This window comes from Oleidesulfovibrio alaskensis DSM 16109 (assembly GCF_000482745.1).
Classification (GTDB): domain Bacteria; phylum Desulfobacterota; class Desulfovibrionia; order Desulfovibrionales; family Desulfovibrionaceae; genus Oleidesulfovibrio; species Oleidesulfovibrio alaskensis.
The window spans coordinates 1-16,122 of the sequence record NZ_AXWQ01000014.1; the positions used below are offsets into that span (position 1 = coordinate 1).

Here is a 16,122-nt window from a genome sequence, read left to right on the forward strand (position 1 = left end):
ATACGCCGGACAACGGCAACAGCCCCCAAGCGTAAAGTATCAAAGTTCAGATGCTCAAAAAAAGCACCACGACTTTCACGGTGACAACCGGGATCAACGCTCGTTTATCACATGGGCAACACTGTGGCTTTCAGAGTGCTACCGTGTTAGCAAGCCCGGTTCTGTACTGATGACATTCACAGATTGGCGGCAACTTCCTGCCATGACTGATGCCCTGCAAGCTGGCGGTTGGCTATGGCGCAATATTGTTGTGTGGGATAAGCCGACTGCCCGGCCGACCTTAGGCGGCTTCAGGAATCAGTGTGAATATGTGCTGGTAGGCGTTAAGGGCAAGTTTCAGCCGTGCCACCGCCAGTGCCTTCCCGGCGTGTTTAAGCATTCCATTGTTAGTCACCAGCGGAAACAGCACATGACAGAAAAACCCCTTCCTCTACTGGTAGACCTGCTGGCCATTAGCCCTGAAGGCGGAGTAGTGCTTGACCCATTCATGGGTTCCGGCTCGACAGGGGCAGCGGCCCTATCTACAGGCCGCAAGTTTATCGGCGTTGAGATGGATAAGGGGTATTATGGGGTTGCGTGCGAAAGGTTGGACAACCAGCATGGGCTGGCGCTGTGGAAATAAAACGTTGGCAAACGGGTGCCATTTTGGGTGCCACTGACGAAGTGAAAAGTAGATAAAAAGAGAAAAGCAGCATGTCGTTTTTAGCTAACATGCTGCTTTTCTTTGATATGGCGGTGAGGGAGAGATTTGAACTCTCGATACGGCTCTACACCGTATACTCGCTTAGCAGGCGAGCTCCTTCGGCCAACTCGGACACCTCACCGGAGCTTTCGATACTTCGTAGGCGCGTTCTGGAATAACCTGAATGCGCGAGGGCCTGTGTCTACCCAATGGCGGCTGGCATGTCAAGCGAACGGGTACTTTTTTTAGAAAAAATCCTGAAGCAGCCGGTCCATCGCGCAACGGGGCGCCGCACTGTCACGAACGATAGTCGGCATTGATGCTGACATATTCGTGAGAAAGGTCAGAAGCCAGCAGGGTATAGGTCCCTTTGCCCTGACCGAGGACGATGTCCACGCTTATGTCGGTACGTTCCAGCGGTTCTTTCAGCAGAGCGTCTGCGTCCACAGGGGTGGGGGCACCGTCTGCGAATATGGTCACGCCGCATATGCTTACGCTTACCTGTGCGGGGTCGAATGCCGCTCCGGAGCGGCCCAGCGCTGCCACGATGCGGCCCCAGTTGGCGTCTTTGCCGTAGAAGGCGGTTTTTACCAGCTGTGAATGTCCCACCGTGCGCGCCGCTTTTTCGGCATCTGTGTCATCTGCAGCGCCGGTAACGGCAATACGCAGTACTTTGGTGGCACCTTCGCCGTCCTGCACCAGCATATACGCCAGATCACCCATGAGCGCAGTGACAGCCTGCTGCAGCAGGGGCAGTTCTTCGGGCAGTACTTCCACGCCGGAAGCCCCGTTGGCCAGCCCGAACACCGTATCGTTGGTGGATGTGTCGCCGTCCACGGTAACACGGTTGAATGACTGTGCCACAGCATCGCGGAACATCTGCTGCCAGACATGGACAGGTACCTGCGCATCGCACAGCAGGACGGCAAGCATGGTGGCCATGTTGGGGCATATCATGCCCGCACCCTTGCATACGCCGGCCAGATGCACCTGCCCGCCCTGCAGAGAAAGACTGGCTGTGGCTGTTTTGGGAAAGCTGTCCGTGGTCATTATGGCGCGCGCAAAATCATCCAGCCCGCAGGAACCGAGTCCGGCCGCCAGTTGCGGCACAGCCTGCTGCCACAGGTCCATTTTCAGCTGCTGTCCGATCACTCCCGTGGAGGCGGGCAGGATTTCAGACGCTTCAATGCCGGTGGCGGCGGAAATCATTTCCAGCGTCCTGCGGCAGTTGGCAAGACCTTCTGCACCGGTGCATGCGTTTGCCTGCCCGGAGTTGATGACAATGGCGCGGGCCTGCCCGCCGGCAGCCGCTTCCATGGCCACAATCACCGGAGCTGCCTTGAAGAGGTTGGTTGTGAAAACCCCGGCCGCACATGCGGGGCGGTCGCTGACAATAAGGGCCAGGTCGAGCCTGTCGGGGGCTTTGAAACCCGCAGGAACCGCGGCAAATGAAAATCCTTTGATATCGGTCATTATTCCGGCCTTTGCTGATGTGCCGCAGGCACAGGTGGCTGCACCGCCGTCTGCCGTGGCACTGGAGATGATATAATAGACCGGTACATTGCCCCATAAGCCGGTGCTGCGCAAGCGGCCGCAGGCTGTGCAGTGCACCGCGCCGTAAAAAAGGGCGGGAGAATTTCCCCCGCCCTGTGTGGTCCGTTTGTCAGGCATGTACCGCGGCTGGCACCGCTGAGCGCCGGTTGTGTCTGTATACCGGCAGAATGTGTCGGCAGTGTGTCTGCCGCCGTGTTTGTCGGGCGATCAGGCCCCGCAGCATTTTTTATATTTTTTGCCGCTGCCGCACGGGCACGGATCATTACGGCCGACTTTCGGGGCGTTGCGCCGCGAAGGGGTTTTTGCGCCGTCCTCATCACCGCCGGAATATGACAGCTCGGCGGGTTGTTCTTTGTGGCGCAGTTCTGTGGCTTTTGCTTCCTGCAGACCCGCGGCTTCGGGCTGTTCTGCCGGATCGGCGGCTTCTTCCACCCGCTGCAGCCGCAGGCGGGTGAGCGCACGGAAAACGCTTTCCTTGATGCTCCAGAGCATGTTCTGGAAAAGTGAAAAGCCTTCGCGCTTATACTCCTGCTTGGGGTCGCGCTGACCGTACCCGCGCAGGCCGATGCCGTCGCGCAGGTGGTCCATGTTCAGCAGGTGTTCTTTCCAGTTGCGGTCCAGCTCTTCAAGCAGGAAATAGCGCAGGATGTCGCCGTATACCGGCCCTGCATCGCGTTTGAGTTTTTCCAGCATGCTTTCCACCGCTTTCTTCACATCTGCCGCGGAAGGCAATTCCGGAAGCTTTTCCTGCTGTTCCGAACCCTTGAGTGCGAATTCGGGGTACACGCGTGAAAGGAAAAAGGTTTCTTCAAGCCGGGCGGCGATGGCCGCATGGGTCTCTTCGTCGAGGGCTTTGCCTTTGGTCTGCTCCAGCGGTGCGTAGATGTCCTCGATGATATCGTCGAGAAACTCATGGACCGAAGGTTCAAGATCGTCTTCCATCATGGTATCGCGGCGCAGGCTGTATATGACCTCGCGCTGCTGGTTCATGACGTTGTCATAATCGAGCAGGGTCTTGCGTATTTCAAAGTTGTGTCCTTCGACACGTTTCTGGGCGTTTTCTATGGCGCGTGAAACCATTTTGTTTTCGATGGGTTCGCCTTCCTGCATGCCCAGTCTTTCCATAAGCCCGGCTATGCGGTCAGAGCCGAAAAGACGCAGCAGGTCATCTTCCAGCGAAAGGAAAAAGCGTGTTTCGCCGGGATCGCCCTGACGGCCGGAACGGCCGCGCAGCTGGTTGTCTATGCGCCGTGATTCGTGACGTTCCGTACCCAGAATGTACAGGCCGCCCAGCTGGGGCACACCTTCACCCAGCACTATGTCGGTACCGCGGCCCGCCATGTTGGTGGCAATGGTCACTTTGCCCGCCTGACCTGCTTCTGCCACGATTTCTGCTTCTTTTTCGTGTTGTTTGGCGTTCAGCACATTGTGCGGCACGCCTTTTTTCTTCAGCATGCCGGCGATAAGCTCGGATGTTTCAATGGATATGGTGCCCACCAGCACAGGTTGTCCCTTGTGGTGCAGTCTGGCTATTTCTTCCACGATGGCGTTGAATTTTTCAGGCCGCGTTCTGTATATGGAATCGGGCTGGTCTTTACGTATCATGGGTTTGTTGGTGGGAATATTGACCACTTCCAGATCATATATCTGCTGGAATTCCACAGCTTCGGTGTCTGCCGTGCCTGTCATGCCCGACAGTTTTTCATACATGCGGAAGTAGTTCTGGAAGGTGATGGATGCCAGCGTCTGGTTTTCGGCTTCCACCTTTACGCCTTCCTTGGCCTCCAGCGCCTGATGCAGTCCGTCTGAAAAGCGGCGTCCGGGCATCAGTCGACCGGTGAATTCGTCAACAATGACGACCTGATCGTCTTTTACGATGTAGTCCACATCGCGCGTGAATATGCTGTGTGCCTTGAGCGCCTGCAGAATGTGGTGCTGGAAGGAAATGTTCTGCGGGTCGTACAGGTTGTCCAGCCCGAGCAGTTTTTCGGCTTCCTGCACGCCTTCATCGGTCAGGGCCGCAGCGCGGGCCTTTTCGTCCACGGTGTAGTGTGTATCGCGTTTCAGGCGCGGAATGATGTCGTTGACGCGGCGGTACAGCCCCGTGGATTCATCGGACGGGCCGGAAATGATCAGCGGCGTACGGGCTTCGTCAATAAGAATGGAGTCAACTTCGTCGACAATGGCGAAATGATGGGGGCGCTGGACAAGCTGTTCTTTGTAGAACTTCATGTTGTCGCGCAGGTAATCGAAGCCGAACTCGTTGTTTGTGCCGTAGGTGATGTCCGAGGCATAAGCCGCCCGGCGTTCTTCATCGTTAAGCCCGTGAACTATGACTCCCACGCTGAGCCCGAGAAAATTGTAGATTTTACCCATCCACTCGGCGTCGCGGCGGGCCAGATAGTCGTTTACGGTGATCAGGTGCACACCTTTGCCGGTCAGCGCATTGAGAGCCGCGGGCAGCGTGGCCACAAGGGTTTTACCTTCACCGGTACGCATTTCGGCTATTTTGCCGGAATGCAGGGCTATGCCGCCGACCATCTGCACGTCGTAATGGCGCATTCCCAGCACGCGTTTGCCTGCTTCGCGCACCATGGCAAACACCTCGGGCAGAATGCTGTCAAGTGACGTGCCCTGCTGCACTTCGGCGCGCAGCTCAGCCATACGGGCGGATATGGCCTCGTCCGGCATGGTGGCGATGTTTTCTTCCAGCGCGTTGATTTCTTTCAGGTAGTGGTTCAGCGATTTGAGATAACGGTCGTTTTTGGAACCGAAGACTTTTTTGACAATGGAACCGAGCATTCTGTCTCCCGGGCGGATGTATGTATTCGGCGCATGGTGCACGCTTTTGGTTACGTCTGTGTGACGGGCACACAGCACAGCGGCAGCCGGCTGCCGGACAATGGCAAAGCCGCGTTCCGCCGGTACCTGCTTGGGGCACCCGGCATGGGCGCATCTGGCAGGAATGTGACAGGGGACAGCGGGCGGACTTTTGCCGAACCAGAAATTGGTAATTGAAACAGGATAAGAACGCAACGTTCCGCGTCAAGCTCCGGTACTGCTCTTGCTGACACATTGCGGCGGGGCCGCATGCTGCGCATTTGTGCGTGACATGCACCGTTATGGCCCAGTGAAGGCAGAAGGCTGCGCCGGACGTGCTGCGGGCTGCCTTTGTGTCTGCAGCAGGCAGCCGCAGCCTGCGGGCGCGCGGCGGGCTGTAAAGTGTGTTGCAGCGGCTTAACTGCCGGACTGGCGGGGTGCTGTGCCGCGGTTGCGCGACAGACGGAACGGAGCTGATTTTCTCTGTTTGTGTGCCGCATTGTGCGGTGCGAAAACCGTTGCAAGCTCGGCACGGGTGTCATCGTCGTAATCCGGAACGTCCGGACCTTCGCCGTAGACGCTGTTTACGACGGCCTGCTGGCGCGAACTGCGCGCGGGGTGGATGAGGGTAAACCGGTCGCGGCGGCGTGCTGCAACGCCTGCGCCTGCGGCTTCGGCAGGCGTGATGACAGGCGTAATGACAGGCAACTGCCCTGTGCAGGGACTGGCGGGCTGCGGTGCGGTGTTTTCGGGGTGCAGCAGACTGACGACGACAGCAGCATCGTCGCCGGATACAGCGGGGGGCGAAACGGGGGGAACAGGTTGTTTTTTCATGGGGGGCTCCTTCCGGTTGTACCTGATGTCGGTGTGCTCCTTGTTCCGGATATGGTCGAAGGCCTTCCGGGGGCTGAAGTGCCATCTTATTACACAGTAGTCTTTTGCTGTAGTGTGTCAAGCAACGCAGTATGTCTTTTGCGTTACGTCTGATATCCTGTATTTACACAACAAGATGTAATCTTGAAAAACGACTGCAACGCCATGGGGCTGTAATTGCTGAACGGACGGGTACATACGGGATACATGAAAAAAAAGTGCACAACAGCGTACGGGAGGGGGACATGCAGCGCCGGAAGGCGCCCCCGTATGGTTTGAACACCGGAAGACAGGCCGGAACGGAAAACAGAAAAATCTCCGGGCGGGGGCTGTTATCTGAAGCGTTTCAGGATGGTCCGGTCAATGTATCTGTGCCCGCTTCTGCAAAATATTTCGGGCAGCCGGCCGCCACGGTGCGCGTACACAGGCAGAGTCACACCGCCTGACCGGATGCCGCTGACGTGCGGCAGCGGGCGGGCAGGCGGTTGCGGAACTATCTCCGGACTTCGCCGTCACGTTTTCAGGGTCTGCCGGTGCGGTGCTGCGGCAAGCGGACCGCAGCCTTTCAGACCGTCAGGACATCAAGCCAGTGATGTACGGCGACATGTTCCGGCGCGGTACCGCTCAGCTGCAGGGTACAGCCGGAGCATCCCGTTACCACCGGCGGAGGGCAGGCGTTGTCCTGCGCGGGGCACAGGCTGTCCAGCGCCTGCCAGCAGGCTGCATTGACCATGCCGCACAGCGAAGGGGCGGCAAGCTGCATTACTCCGCCCATACCGCAGCACTGGCGTGTGGTCATGCCCGCCGGACGTATGCGTCTGCCGTGCGCTGCTGCGGCAGGCGTTTGCGCGGCCATGGCGTACAGCAGGGCCGCATCGGGGTCGTGTTGTGCGGGGGCGTGGCATGGCTGGTGATAACGGAACCATTCCGGAGCGGTATCCAGCACCTGCACCGGAAATTTTTGCAGAAAAACGGACAGCGGCACCACGGACTGTGTCCATAGGGCGGCTGAATCCGGCGGTGTTTCGTGCCACAGCTCTTCATGCCGGGCATACCCGTGCAGACCGTGGGCACAGGTGGCGCAAAATGTGACAAGCAGCGGCCTGCCCGCGTTGTGCCAAGCCGTTATATTGGCATGACGGGCCTGCCGCGCGGCATCGGGCAGGCCGGCGTGTTCCAGTGTGGCACCGCAGCAGGTGAAAGCGGTCTCCGGCTGCGGACGTATACCGGCCAGTTCCAGCAGGGCGGTTGCTTTGCTGCTCCAGCGCGGACGTATACGCCGCGCGGTACAGCCGGAAAACAGCATGACCGGCCGCAGGGGCGGCTGTGTTCCGGCCGCGGGAGCCGTCATGCGGAACCAGGGTTGCGGCGGGGTGTCGTGCATGGCCGCCAGTTTTTCCATCAACGGGCGTGCGGCCGCCGGGGCCGGCAGTCGGGGGGCCATGCGTCCCAGCGTGGCCATGGCCGGCCACAGAATGTTACCGCCGTTTATCCAGCGTTGCCACAGCCACTGTGGCCATCCTGCATGTTCGGCACGCAGGGCGCCCAGTGCCGCGGGCACGGAAAGGCCCTGAGGACAGGCTTTTTCGCAGCGGCCGCACGAAACGCATTTGTCTGCCAGCAGACGCGCCGGCAGGGCTTCGAGCAGTTGCGGGTTGCTGCGCAGCGCGGCCATAAGCTGATGTTTGGCTTTGGGCGAAAGCTCTTCCTTGCCGGAAACAAGAAAAACGGGACAGACATCAAGACAGCGTCCGCAGAGGATGCAGTCCCGGGCGGGATGGGGGTGTGACATTACTGTGGGGTATCCAGACCGTATGTGGCGTTGTTCAGTTCGGTGACCAGCCGCCGGACGCCGGGATTGTCCGCCGAGCGGGCAAAGAGAATGTCTTCCGGCGTGGCGCGTGGTCCGTAATAGGCACTGTTCATGGGGCCGCGGGGTGCCAGCGAGGCAACCTGCACGGTGCCGCCGAAATAGAACCCCTTGTTCATGGCGGCATAAAAAACTTCATCGCGTTGAAAGCGTGTGAGGGTGGAGTATTCGTCACCCGTACCGGTGGGGCCTGCGGCCACGGCAACCTGCAGACCCGCGGAACCGTTGTCGTGCAGCGCTCCCTGCAGGGCTTTGTCGGTCATAAATGCCATGATGATGGCCGCCTGTTGCGCACCTGCCTGAAACCCCCAGCTGGCGCCGGTGATATTCATGAATACAGGCGGGCTCCAGTCTCCTGCAGGGCCCTTGGCAAAAAGCAGGCCGGTGCCGCCGCGTACACCCAGTATAAACCCGCCGTTGACCAGCGAGGGAATAATGAGCAGCCCTCTGGCTTTTTCCAGATACAGCTGGACCGAACCGGGCGCATCCGGCCCCAGAAAAAGGTGCAGCGTGCTGACGGCGTCGTCCACGATTTCCTGCTCGTAGGTGCCGTCTGCCTTTAGCGGCAGCGTGCCGGAAGACGTAATGCAGCCCGTCAGCACCACGCACAGGGCTGCGGTGAAGGCAAGCGGTATAATGCTGCGGCGCAAAATGCTCCATACGGCTGTCATGGCTGCTCCAGAGTGGTGCCGGTGCCTGTCTGCCCGCGGGGGTCAGTAGGCTTTGCCGGGATTCATGATGCCTTCGGGATCAAAGGATGCCTTTATGCCCGCCATCAGTTGCCGTTCCACAGGCGACAGCTGGTTGTCGATGTACGGGGCCTTTGTAAGCCCCACGCCGTGTTCGCCGGACAGGGTGCCGCCCATGGAAAGCACGGTATTCATAATTTCTTTTTTGGCTGCCACTGCTTTTTCCCGCACGCCGGGCAGGGATTTGTCGTGCATGATGTTCACATGGATGTTGCCGTCACCCACATGACCGAATGTAAGTATGGTCAGGCCGTGCTTTCTGCCTGTGGCCGCAATGTCTGTGAGGGCGGGCAGCAGCATGCCCCGGGGCACGGTCACATCGTCGCTGATTTTGTCCGGCGCCGCAAGGTACGATGCGGGATTGATGCCGCGGCGTATTTCCCACAGAGGTTCTTCTTCCTGCGGGCCGCTGCCTGCGGCCTGCCAGACGGGTGTGCAATCCGCGTCGGACTGCAGGACTGATTCCAGTCTGCGGCGTTCCGCTTTCAAAGCTCCGCTGGTGCCGTCCAGCCGGAAAAGCAGGGCGGCACGGACATTGCCGGGCCATGGGGGCGTGCGCCGCAAAGCCAGACAGTCCAGCGTTTCCGGCCCCATGAATTCCAGCGCGGCGGGCAGCATGCCGGCGCGGAACACATTGCGTATAGCCTGTACCGCCTGTTCCATGCCGGAAAAACCGGCCAGCAGCGACGCAGTGGCCTCGGGCAGGGGCAGCAGCTTCAGGGTTATTTCGGTCATGATACCCAGCGTCCCTTCGCTGCCGGTCATCAGGCGCACCAGGTCGAGGCCCACTACGTTTTTATGACACCGCCCGCCTGTGCGCAGCATGCGTCCGCCCGGCAGGGCTGCTTCCATGCCCAGTACATATTCGCGGGTTACGCCGTACTTGAGGGCGCGCATGCCGCCCGCACAGGTGGCGACGTTGCCCCCGATGGTGGAAATGTTCAGACTGGCGGGATCCGGCGGATAAAACAGCCCCTGCCGTTCCACATTCTGCTGAAGGTCGCGGGTGATGACGCCGGGCTGCACCACGGCTACAAAGTCGTCAGGCGAGATATCGATGATGCTGTCCATAAGCAGGGTGGACACCACAATGCCCTGTGGTTCCTGCGTACCGGTGCGGCGCGGGTCGGCGGGAACACAGGCGCCCACCACGTTTGTGGCGCGTGCTCTCGGATACACGGGAATGCGTTCTGTCTGTGCATATTGCAGCAGTTCGGCTATCTGTCGCGCTTCACGCGGTCTGACAACCGCCATGGGGCGGGCATCCAGCCTGCTGGCGTCCATGCCGAAAACAAACAGTTCCTCGGGGCGGAACAGGCAGTCGCCTTGGGGAAAAAGGTCGCTGAGAAAACGTTGGTGTTGGTGCTGGTGCGTGGTGCGTGTCATCTGGATGGTCCGGCGCGCAGGCTGGCATGGGGCGGCAAGAGGTTACGCCGGTGGCTGCACCGGCGCGGAAAAAAGGAAACACCGCACCTGACGCGCGGTGTTTCCTGCGGTATCAATGACGCATGATTTCTCTGCGGGTTTCGCGTTCCACGTCACGCTGTTTGATGTCCTGACGTTTGTCGTGCAGCTTTTTGCCGCGTCCCACGGCAATTTCCAGCTTTACGCGTGAATTTTTGAAATACAGCTTCACGGGTACCACTGTCAGGCCTTTTTGTTCCACACGGGCGCGCAGCGTGTCTATTTCGCGCGCGTGCAGCAGCAGTTTGCGGTCACGGTCGGGGTCATGCTGCACATAGCCCGCATTGGCATAGGGCGCTATGTGCATGCCCACTATCCACGCCTCGTTGTTGTGAATGGTGACATAACTGTCAGTGAACGAAACCTGTCCGGCACGAAGGCTTTTAACTTCCGTGCCTGCCAGCGCAATGCCTGCCTCGAAAAATTCGAGCAGCTCGTAAAGATGGCGCGCTTTTTTATTCTGGGCAATGAGAGCGCCGCCCGATGATTTTTTTTTCGTCATAGTGTGTTCCGGTATCTGCAATTTCCGTTAGTCGTCATGATCGATAAGTGACGAATAGAAGGTGAGCTCTTCCGGAAACTGTTTGAATATTGTGTCTTTGACCACGCGGTTGATGCGGGCCACAGTGGCGGTGCGCAGCACTTCGTTGAGCAATGTCTTGCACTCTTCCATGTTGGTGCGGCGGATAATGCGCTTGATGCCGGGGATAGACTGCGGGGCGATGGAAATGGCGTCAATCTGCATGCCCAGCAGAATGGGTATGCAGTAGGGGTCTGCCGCCACTTCGCCGCATACGGAAACCTCGATGCCTTCTCTGTGAGCCGCGTCTACCACAAACTTGATGGACCGTACAATGGCCGGATGCTGCGGCTGGTACAGGTACGAGACATGCTTGTTGCCCCTGTCTATGCCCAGCGAGTACTGAATAAGGTCGTTGGTGCCGATGCTGAAAAAATCCACTTCCTGCGCCAGTGAATCGGCTATGAGAACGGCCGAGGGCAGCTCTATCATAATGCCCACGGGCATGTTGGGATTATACGGCTGGCGCGCGCGGTCCAGTTCCATGCGCACTTCGTTGAGCAGCACCTTGGCCTGCCGCAGCTCCTGCAGGCCCGAAATCATGGGAAACATCAGCGCCACGTTGCCGTGCACACTGGCCCGCAGAATGGCCCTCAGCTGTGTTTTGAAAACATCGATATTGCGCAGGCAGTAGCGAATGGCCCTCAGCCCCAGTGCCGGATTGGGTTCACGCATGAGGGTCTGCTCGGTGAGCATTTTGTCCGCGCCCACATCCAGCGTGCGGAAAATAACCTTGCCCGGTGCCATTATGGACGCCAGCTCGGAGTATTCTTCGTACAGCTGGTCTTCCGTGGGCAGCGCGGGGCGGCTGAGGTATGCGTATTCGGTGCGGTACAGGCCCACGCCTTCGCCGCCGCTGTCCAGCACCTGTGCCACTTCCTCGGTCATCTCAATGTTGGCGACCACTTCCACGCGGTAGCCGTCCACTGTTTCCGCAGGCAGGCGGCATTCCTTGTGCAGGGCTTTCTGGTAGGCTTCAAACTGGAACTTGAGTTCGGTATAGTCTGCCAGCTCGTCTTCATTGGGATCGACGATGATGAAGCCGCGCAGTGCGTCAACGATGACCAGATCTCCGTCATTGACGTGTTCTTCCAGATTGCTGACGCCGACCACGGCGGGAATGAGCATGCTGCGGGCCAGAATGCCCGTGTGGCTCGTTTTGCCGCCTTCGCTTGTGGCAAACGACATGATTTTGTCCAGCGGCAGTTCCATGGTATCCGCGGGAGCAAGATCGTGCGCCATAAGCACCATGCGCTCCTGCAGCGGACGCTTGAGACAGCCGGAAGCACCCATGAGCCGTTTGCTGATGCGGTCGGCCACCACACGCACGTCCTGCACCCGCTCGCGGATATAGTCATCCTCGATGCTGCTGAACGCCAGAGCGATGGCTTCGACGGCCTGTTCCAGAGCCCATTCGGCAGTGATGTTCTGCTCCTGAATGCGTCTGGCGGCGTCTTTTATAAGCTTGGGGTCGGCGGCAATGAGCAGGTGCGAATCAATGATGGCCGCATGGTCTTTGAGTTCGGCGGGCACCCTGTTGCGTGCCTGTGTGAGCTCGTTCTGCACGGCTTCCACGGCGGATTCAAGCCTTTCCACTTCGCTTTGTGCCGCACCGGGCGTCACAATGCCGCGCGGCAACGTGCTGATGTTGTCGCGCCATGCAAAAAAGGCTTTGCCTATGGATATGCCGGCGGAAACCGGAATACCGTGAAGAATGAGACGGGCCAATTACGTGTCCTCGCGGAAGCGGTTGGCAAATGTTGCGGCAAGATGCCGCAGAGCTTCGCGCGCATCGGGTCCGCTGGCTCGCAGCTCCAGCGCAGTCCCTTTGGCCGCAGCCAGCGACAGGATATCAAGAATGGATTTGGCGTCCACCTCCGCGTCGCCTGATGCCAGTACTATGCGCGATGTAAAGCGGGAAGCTTCCTTTACCAGTCTGGCGGCGGGGCGTGCATGCAGCCCCTGATCATTGGCGACGCGGACAGTGAGGCACAGTCCGTCTTCTATTTCACGAATCTCTTCCTGCACGGGAGAGGTTCCTCCAGCATTGTATGCGTATATGTTTTCCGGCCGTGCCGGAACGTTTGTTGTATGCGTCAGTCAGCGGGCTGCCAGAAAAGATGCCACTCCACGGGAACATACGCCGTGGCGAACGGCAGTGCCAGTATAACAGCCGTAAAAATAAACAGCAGCAGCATGCGCGACATGTGCAGACGGCCCACCAGCGCGGCGAACAGTCCCAGCGCGGCGCATGCCGCAGCCCACAGGGCCGGACGGTCATGCGCGGGAAACAGCTGCCACAGCAGCACCGCCGCCAGCACAGCATTACCCGACTTCAGCCTTTCACCCCAGTTTATCAGGTTCCAGTTGCGCAGCCGGTTGAGCACTTTAAGCCCTTCGCGCAGTCCGGCGATGAAGGTGAACAGCTTGAACGCCTGCAGCGCCGTGAACAGAAAAAGCCCCAGAGCAAACGCCGCCGACTGGTAACCCGCCACCAGCAGACTGCATGTGGCCAGCGACCACGATACCAGCATGGTGCCTCCGAAAACGGAGTCGCCGATGGCTGACAGGGTATAGGCCGTAGTATCCTTCAGGTTGCGCAGAATCTGCGGCGGGAAGGTCTGCGCGGCTATGCCCGCTTCCAGTGAAAGAAACGTACCCACCAGCAGCGGTGTCCAGAAAGGATGGGTATTGTAGTGCCGGATATATTTTTTGCGGGCCTCGCGCCGTTTTACCGGATCGGGGTATATGGCCGCAAGGCCGGGTTCCATGGCATGCACCAACCCGATATTCTGCATGCCGCGCGTGTTGAATGCGGCCCCCACTGTGTAGGTGCGCAGAAAACAGCGTAGCAGGGTTCGTGCGTCCAGTGCCATGGTCAGGTCCGTAAATCCTTCATGATTTCGTAAATTTCTTTCACGCTCCAGCCCGGAGCCCGGTCCGCTGTTCTGCGGGCGACTTCACGCGGTTTGCCTCCCAGACGCATCTCATCTTCGATAAGCGCACGCAGAGCCTGCGTGTCGAGAGCCTGCTCTTTTTCGGGCGGTCCGACAATTACTGTTATTTCGCCCAGCAGATCGTCCGGAACGGTCTGAAATTCTTCAAGACGACAGAGAATAAACTCCTCATGGGCCTTGGTCAATTCTCTTGCCACGCAAAGTTCCCTCGGGCCCAGTGCGTTGTAAGCCGTTTCCAGCGTGGTCCGCAGTCTGTTTTTGCGTTCAAAGAAAATGAGCGTCGACGGGGTGCGGGCAAACTCTTCAAAGAACGCGAGCTGCTCGGACTGTTTGCGCGGAGCAAAACCCAGAAAGGTGAACGGCTGCGGCGCAATGCCGCTGGCAGCCAGCGCACAGAGCGGAGCGCTGGGACCGGGCACGGCAGAGACGGTTAATCCTGCCTTGCGGGCTGCTCTTACCAGCCTGTAACCGGGGTCGGAGAACAGCGGGGTGCCTGCGTCGGATACCAGCGCCAGCGTGCTGCCGGCGCGCATGGCTTCAAGCATTTCCGGAATGCGCTGTTCCTCGTTATGATCATGGCAGCTGACAAGGCGGGCTTCTATACCGGCGTTGCGCAGCAGTCCTGCCGTTCTGCGGGTGTCTTCGGCCAGCACCATGTCGGCAGCTGCCAGCACTTCGCGTGCGCGGGGCGAAAAGTCACCAAGGTTGCCAAGCGGCGTCGCCACCACCCAGAGACTCGGAGAGGTCGAAGGCATGGGGAATATGCTCCACGCGTAAAAGTTGTTCCGGAGAATCCGGTGCACCGCCCGCACGGTGGGAACGCTGCGGCGAACCGGCGCCGAACAGGCGCGATGCAGCTTTGCCCAGTATGCCCGGCAGTCCGGAACCTGCGGCGCGGCGGGCCTGAGCGGTTCCTGCGGCACGGGCCGCCTGCAGCGACATCTGCTCCGGCTCAGGTGCGCGTGCTTCTGTGGTTACACAAACAAGGTCAAAGCGGCAAGGGCGGTCCCACATATCGTTGCTGGACAGCCACATACCGGCAGCCCTGACAAGCCTGCTGCGTTTGGCCGGAGTAAGGGCTTCGTGAGGCGACTCCAGCCCCCGAGCGGCACGGGTTTTCACTTCGGCGAACACAATGGTGCCGTTGTCCTGTGCGATGATATCCAGTTCCAGATGTCCGGCGCGCCAGTTGCGGGCCAAAATGCGCATGCCCGATGCGGCAAGATAGGCGCAGGCCGCTTCTTCACCCAGACGGCCCGCGGCAATGTGCGCGGGACAGCTGCCTGCGGCGCGGCGGGCTACCATAGCGTGTTCTGGTCGGCGGCATGCGGGGCGGCCGCCGGTTTCACTTTGGCAAAAGACAGGCGGTGCATGCGGCAGGGGCCTAGCCTGCGGATAGCCTCGATGTGAGCCGCTGTACCGTATCCTTTGTGCGTGGCGAAACCATATCCGGAGTAACGTTTGTCCAGCGCCGTCATCAGTCTGTCGCGAAATGTTTTTGCCAGCACCGAAGCGGCGGATATGGCCATGACACAGCCGTCTCCGCCCACTATGGCTTCCTGCGGCACACTGAGGCCGGTGACGGCCTGCAGCACCTGTCCGGGAATGGTTTTGTCGCCGTCGACGGCAAGAAAAACAGGCGGAAGACCGGCAGGCATGCTGGCTGCCGCGCCGCCGCCGCGCAGGTGACGTACCGCCAGACTCATGGCGCGGTAAGTGGCCTGAAGAATGTTGATGCGGTCTATGACCTGAGGCCACACCACGCCTACGCCCCAGCGCACGGCGCACGACTTTATGGCCGGTTCCAGTGTCAGGCGGCGTTTTTCCGAAAGCTTTTTAGAGTCGGTAAGGCCGGAAAGGGCAGCGGCAATGTGCGGCGCTGCAGGGGCACCGGCGGGCGGCAGAATTACAGCGGCAGCAACCACCGGTCCGGCCAGACAGCCGCGACCGGCTTCGTCTATGCCGGTAAAAAAGGCAGGGTACAGAGAATCGCGCGGACCGGCGGGGTCAGCGTGAGGCAGAGTATGCGGCAGCAGAGACTGCATGCCGGAAGCAGAGGCCGTGAGGCCGTTTTTTGTGCGTGCGGCCATGGCTGTGCCCGGATGATCACGAAAAAAAAGGGGGCGTGCGAGAGCAGCCCCCTTTCCGGCTTCGTATGACTACCAGGTCTTGAGCGGCTTGATACGGGCGGCTTTGCCCTTGAGGTTGCGCAGGTAGTACAGGCGGCTGCGGCGAACGCGGCCCTGCTGCACAACTTCGATACGGTCGATGAACGGGGAATGCATGGGGAACACACGTTCCACGCCCACGCCGTTGGAAATCTTGCGAACGGTGAAAGTGGCATTGGTGGTGCCGCGGCTGATGCGGATCACGTTGCCATGAAACACCTGGATACGCTCCTTTTCACCTTCGACAATACGCATGTGTACTTTCACGCTGTCGCCGGATTTGAACTTGGGGATGTCCAAGCGCATCTGTTCGAGTTCGATCTTTTTAATGATATTCATATTCGTGTCCCCCTTGGAACCTGATTTATCCGCAATAGGGAGTTTGCGTCCTGGTTTGAAACATTT

Annotated in this window: 14 protein-coding genes, 1 tRNA gene and 1 pseudogene; 1 reads left to right on the forward strand and 15 read right to left on the reverse strand. The window is 59.5% G+C overall.

Features of this window, described 5'->3' with window-relative positions:
* A partial coding sequence (locus H586_RS20420; protein WP_027181877.1) for a DNA-methyltransferase occupies positions 1 to 622 on the forward strand: 622 nt, incomplete at its 5' end.
* 108 nt (positions 623 to 730) lie between these two features.
* On the opposite strand, the gene H586_RS0109150 is transcribed toward H586_RS20420, so the two are convergent.
* From H586_RS0109150 to rplS, 15 genes and pseudogenes are all read right to left on the reverse strand, one after another.
* A tRNA-Ser gene (locus H586_RS0109150) sits at positions 731 to 824 on the reverse strand.
* 155 nt (positions 825 to 979) lie between these two features.
* Positions 980 to 2,158, reverse strand: a complete 1,179-nt coding sequence (gene argJ / locus H586_RS0109155; RefSeq protein WP_027181878.1) for a bifunctional glutamate N-acetyltransferase/amino-acid acetyltransferase ArgJ — start codon at positions 2,156 to 2,158, stop codon at positions 980 to 982.
* Positions 2,159 to 2,443: 285 nt separating this feature from the next.
* Positions 2,444 to 5,038 (reverse strand): preprotein translocase subunit SecA, encoded by a 2,595-nt coding sequence (secA, locus tag H586_RS0109160; RefSeq protein WP_011367114.1) that lies wholly within the window; start codon positions 5,036 to 5,038, stop codon positions 2,444 to 2,446.
* Positions 5,039 to 5,473: 435 nt separating this feature from the next.
* On the reverse strand, positions 5,474 to 5,890 hold the full coding sequence (locus H586_RS0109165; RefSeq protein WP_027181879.1) for a hypothetical protein: 417 nt from the start codon (positions 5,888 to 5,890) through the stop codon (positions 5,474 to 5,476).
* Between the two features lie 604 nt (positions 5,891 to 6,494).
* Positions 6,495 to 7,721, reverse strand: a complete 1,227-nt coding sequence (locus tag H586_RS0109175; RefSeq protein ID WP_034618999.1) for a (Fe-S)-binding protein — start codon at positions 7,719 to 7,721, stop codon at positions 6,495 to 6,497.
* The gene (locus H586_RS0109180; RefSeq protein WP_027181882.1) at positions 7,721 to 8,470 is read right to left on the reverse strand and encodes a lipid-binding SYLF domain-containing protein; all 750 of its coding nucleotides are present in this window, start codon (positions 8,468 to 8,470) and stop codon (positions 7,721 to 7,723) included. Before H586_RS0109180 ends, H586_RS0109175 begins: the two co-directional genes overlap by 1 nt.
* A gap of 42 nt (positions 8,471 to 8,512) precedes the next feature.
* On the reverse strand, positions 8,513 to 9,934 hold the full coding sequence (locus H586_RS0109185; protein WP_027181883.1) for an FAD-binding oxidoreductase: 1,422 nt from the start codon (positions 9,932 to 9,934) through the stop codon (positions 8,513 to 8,515).
* A gap of 112 nt (positions 9,935 to 10,046) precedes the next feature.
* Positions 10,047 to 10,514, reverse strand: coding sequence for an SsrA-binding protein SmpB (gene smpB / locus H586_RS0109190; protein ID WP_011367119.1), 468 nt, complete (start codon positions 10,512 to 10,514; stop codon positions 10,047 to 10,049).
* Between the two features lie 27 nt (positions 10,515 to 10,541).
* Positions 10,542 to 12,320, reverse strand: a complete 1,779-nt coding sequence (gene ptsP, locus H586_RS0109195; protein ID WP_027181884.1) for a phosphoenolpyruvate--protein phosphotransferase — start codon at positions 12,318 to 12,320, stop codon at positions 10,542 to 10,544.
* Positions 12,321 to 12,620 (reverse strand): HPr family phosphocarrier protein, encoded by a 300-nt coding sequence (locus tag H586_RS0109200; RefSeq protein WP_011367121.1) that lies wholly within the window; start codon positions 12,618 to 12,620, stop codon positions 12,321 to 12,323.
* Positions 12,621 to 12,688: 68 nt separating this feature from the next.
* On the reverse strand, positions 12,689 to 13,468 hold the full coding sequence (locus H586_RS0109205) for a PTS system mannose/fructose/sorbose family transporter subunit IID (RefSeq protein WP_011367122.1): 780 nt from the start codon (positions 13,466 to 13,468) through the stop codon (positions 12,689 to 12,691).
* A gap of 2 nt (positions 13,469 to 13,470) precedes the next feature.
* A complete protein-coding gene (rsmI, locus tag H586_RS0109210; protein ID WP_027181885.1) occupies positions 13,471 to 14,304 on the reverse strand; it encodes a 16S rRNA (cytidine(1402)-2'-O)-methyltransferase in 834 nt (277 codons plus the stop codon).
* 217 nt (positions 14,305 to 14,521) lie between these two features.
* Positions 14,522 to 14,854, reverse strand: a pseudogene (locus H586_RS21045) (YraN family protein); the annotation flags it as partial.
* Entirely contained in the window at positions 14,848 to 15,639 is a 792-nt protein-coding gene (locus tag H586_RS0109220; RefSeq protein WP_011367125.1) for a ribonuclease HII, read from the reverse strand. The gene H586_RS0109220 and the pseudogene H586_RS21045, both read right to left, overlap by 7 nt.
* A 69-nt stretch (positions 15,640 to 15,708) precedes the next feature.
* Positions 15,709 to 16,056, reverse strand: a complete 348-nt coding sequence (rplS, locus tag H586_RS0109225) for a 50S ribosomal protein L19 (protein WP_011367126.1) — start codon at positions 16,054 to 16,056, stop codon at positions 15,709 to 15,711.
* Positions 16,057 to 16,122 lie beyond the last annotated feature (66 nt).

What these genes read in the sequence shown, in the direction of transcription:
- H586_RS0109185 (WP_027181883.1), bottom strand. Translation starts at nt 9,934, where the DNA reads ATGACACGCACCACGCACCAGCACCAACACCAACGTTTTCTCAGCGAC.
- secA (WP_011367114.1), bottom strand. Translation starts at nt 5,038, where the DNA reads ATGCTCGGTTCCATTGTCAAAAAAGTCTTCGGTTCCAAAAACGACCGT.
- smpB (WP_011367119.1), bottom strand. Translation starts at nt 10,514, where the DNA reads ATGACGAAAAAAAAATCATCGGGCGGCGCTCTCATTGCCCAGAATAAA.
- H586_RS0109165 (WP_027181879.1), bottom strand. Translation starts at nt 5,890, where the DNA reads ATGAAAAAACAACCTGTTCCCCCCGTTTCGCCCCCCGCTGTATCCGGC.
- H586_RS0109175 (WP_034618999.1), bottom strand. Translation starts at nt 7,721, where the DNA reads ATGTCACACCCCCATCCCGCCCGGGACTGCATCCTCTGCGGACGCTGT.
- H586_RS0109205 (WP_011367122.1), bottom strand. Translation starts at nt 13,468, where the DNA reads ATGGCACTGGACGCACGAACCCTGCTACGCTGTTTTCTGCGCACCTAC.
- rsmI (WP_027181885.1), bottom strand. Translation starts at nt 14,304, where the DNA reads ATGCCTTCGACCTCTCCGAGTCTCTGGGTGGTGGCGACGCCGCTTGGC.
- H586_RS0109180 (WP_027181882.1), bottom strand. Translation starts at nt 8,470, where the DNA reads ATGACAGCCGTATGGAGCATTTTGCGCCGCAGCATTATACCGCTTGCC.
- H586_RS0109220 (WP_011367125.1), bottom strand. Translation starts at nt 15,639, where the DNA reads ATGGCCGCACGCACAAAAAACGGCCTCACGGCCTCTGCTTCCGGCATG.
- rplS (WP_011367126.1), bottom strand. Translation starts at nt 16,056, where the DNA reads ATGAATATCATTAAAAAGATCGAACTCGAACAGATGCGCTTGGACATC.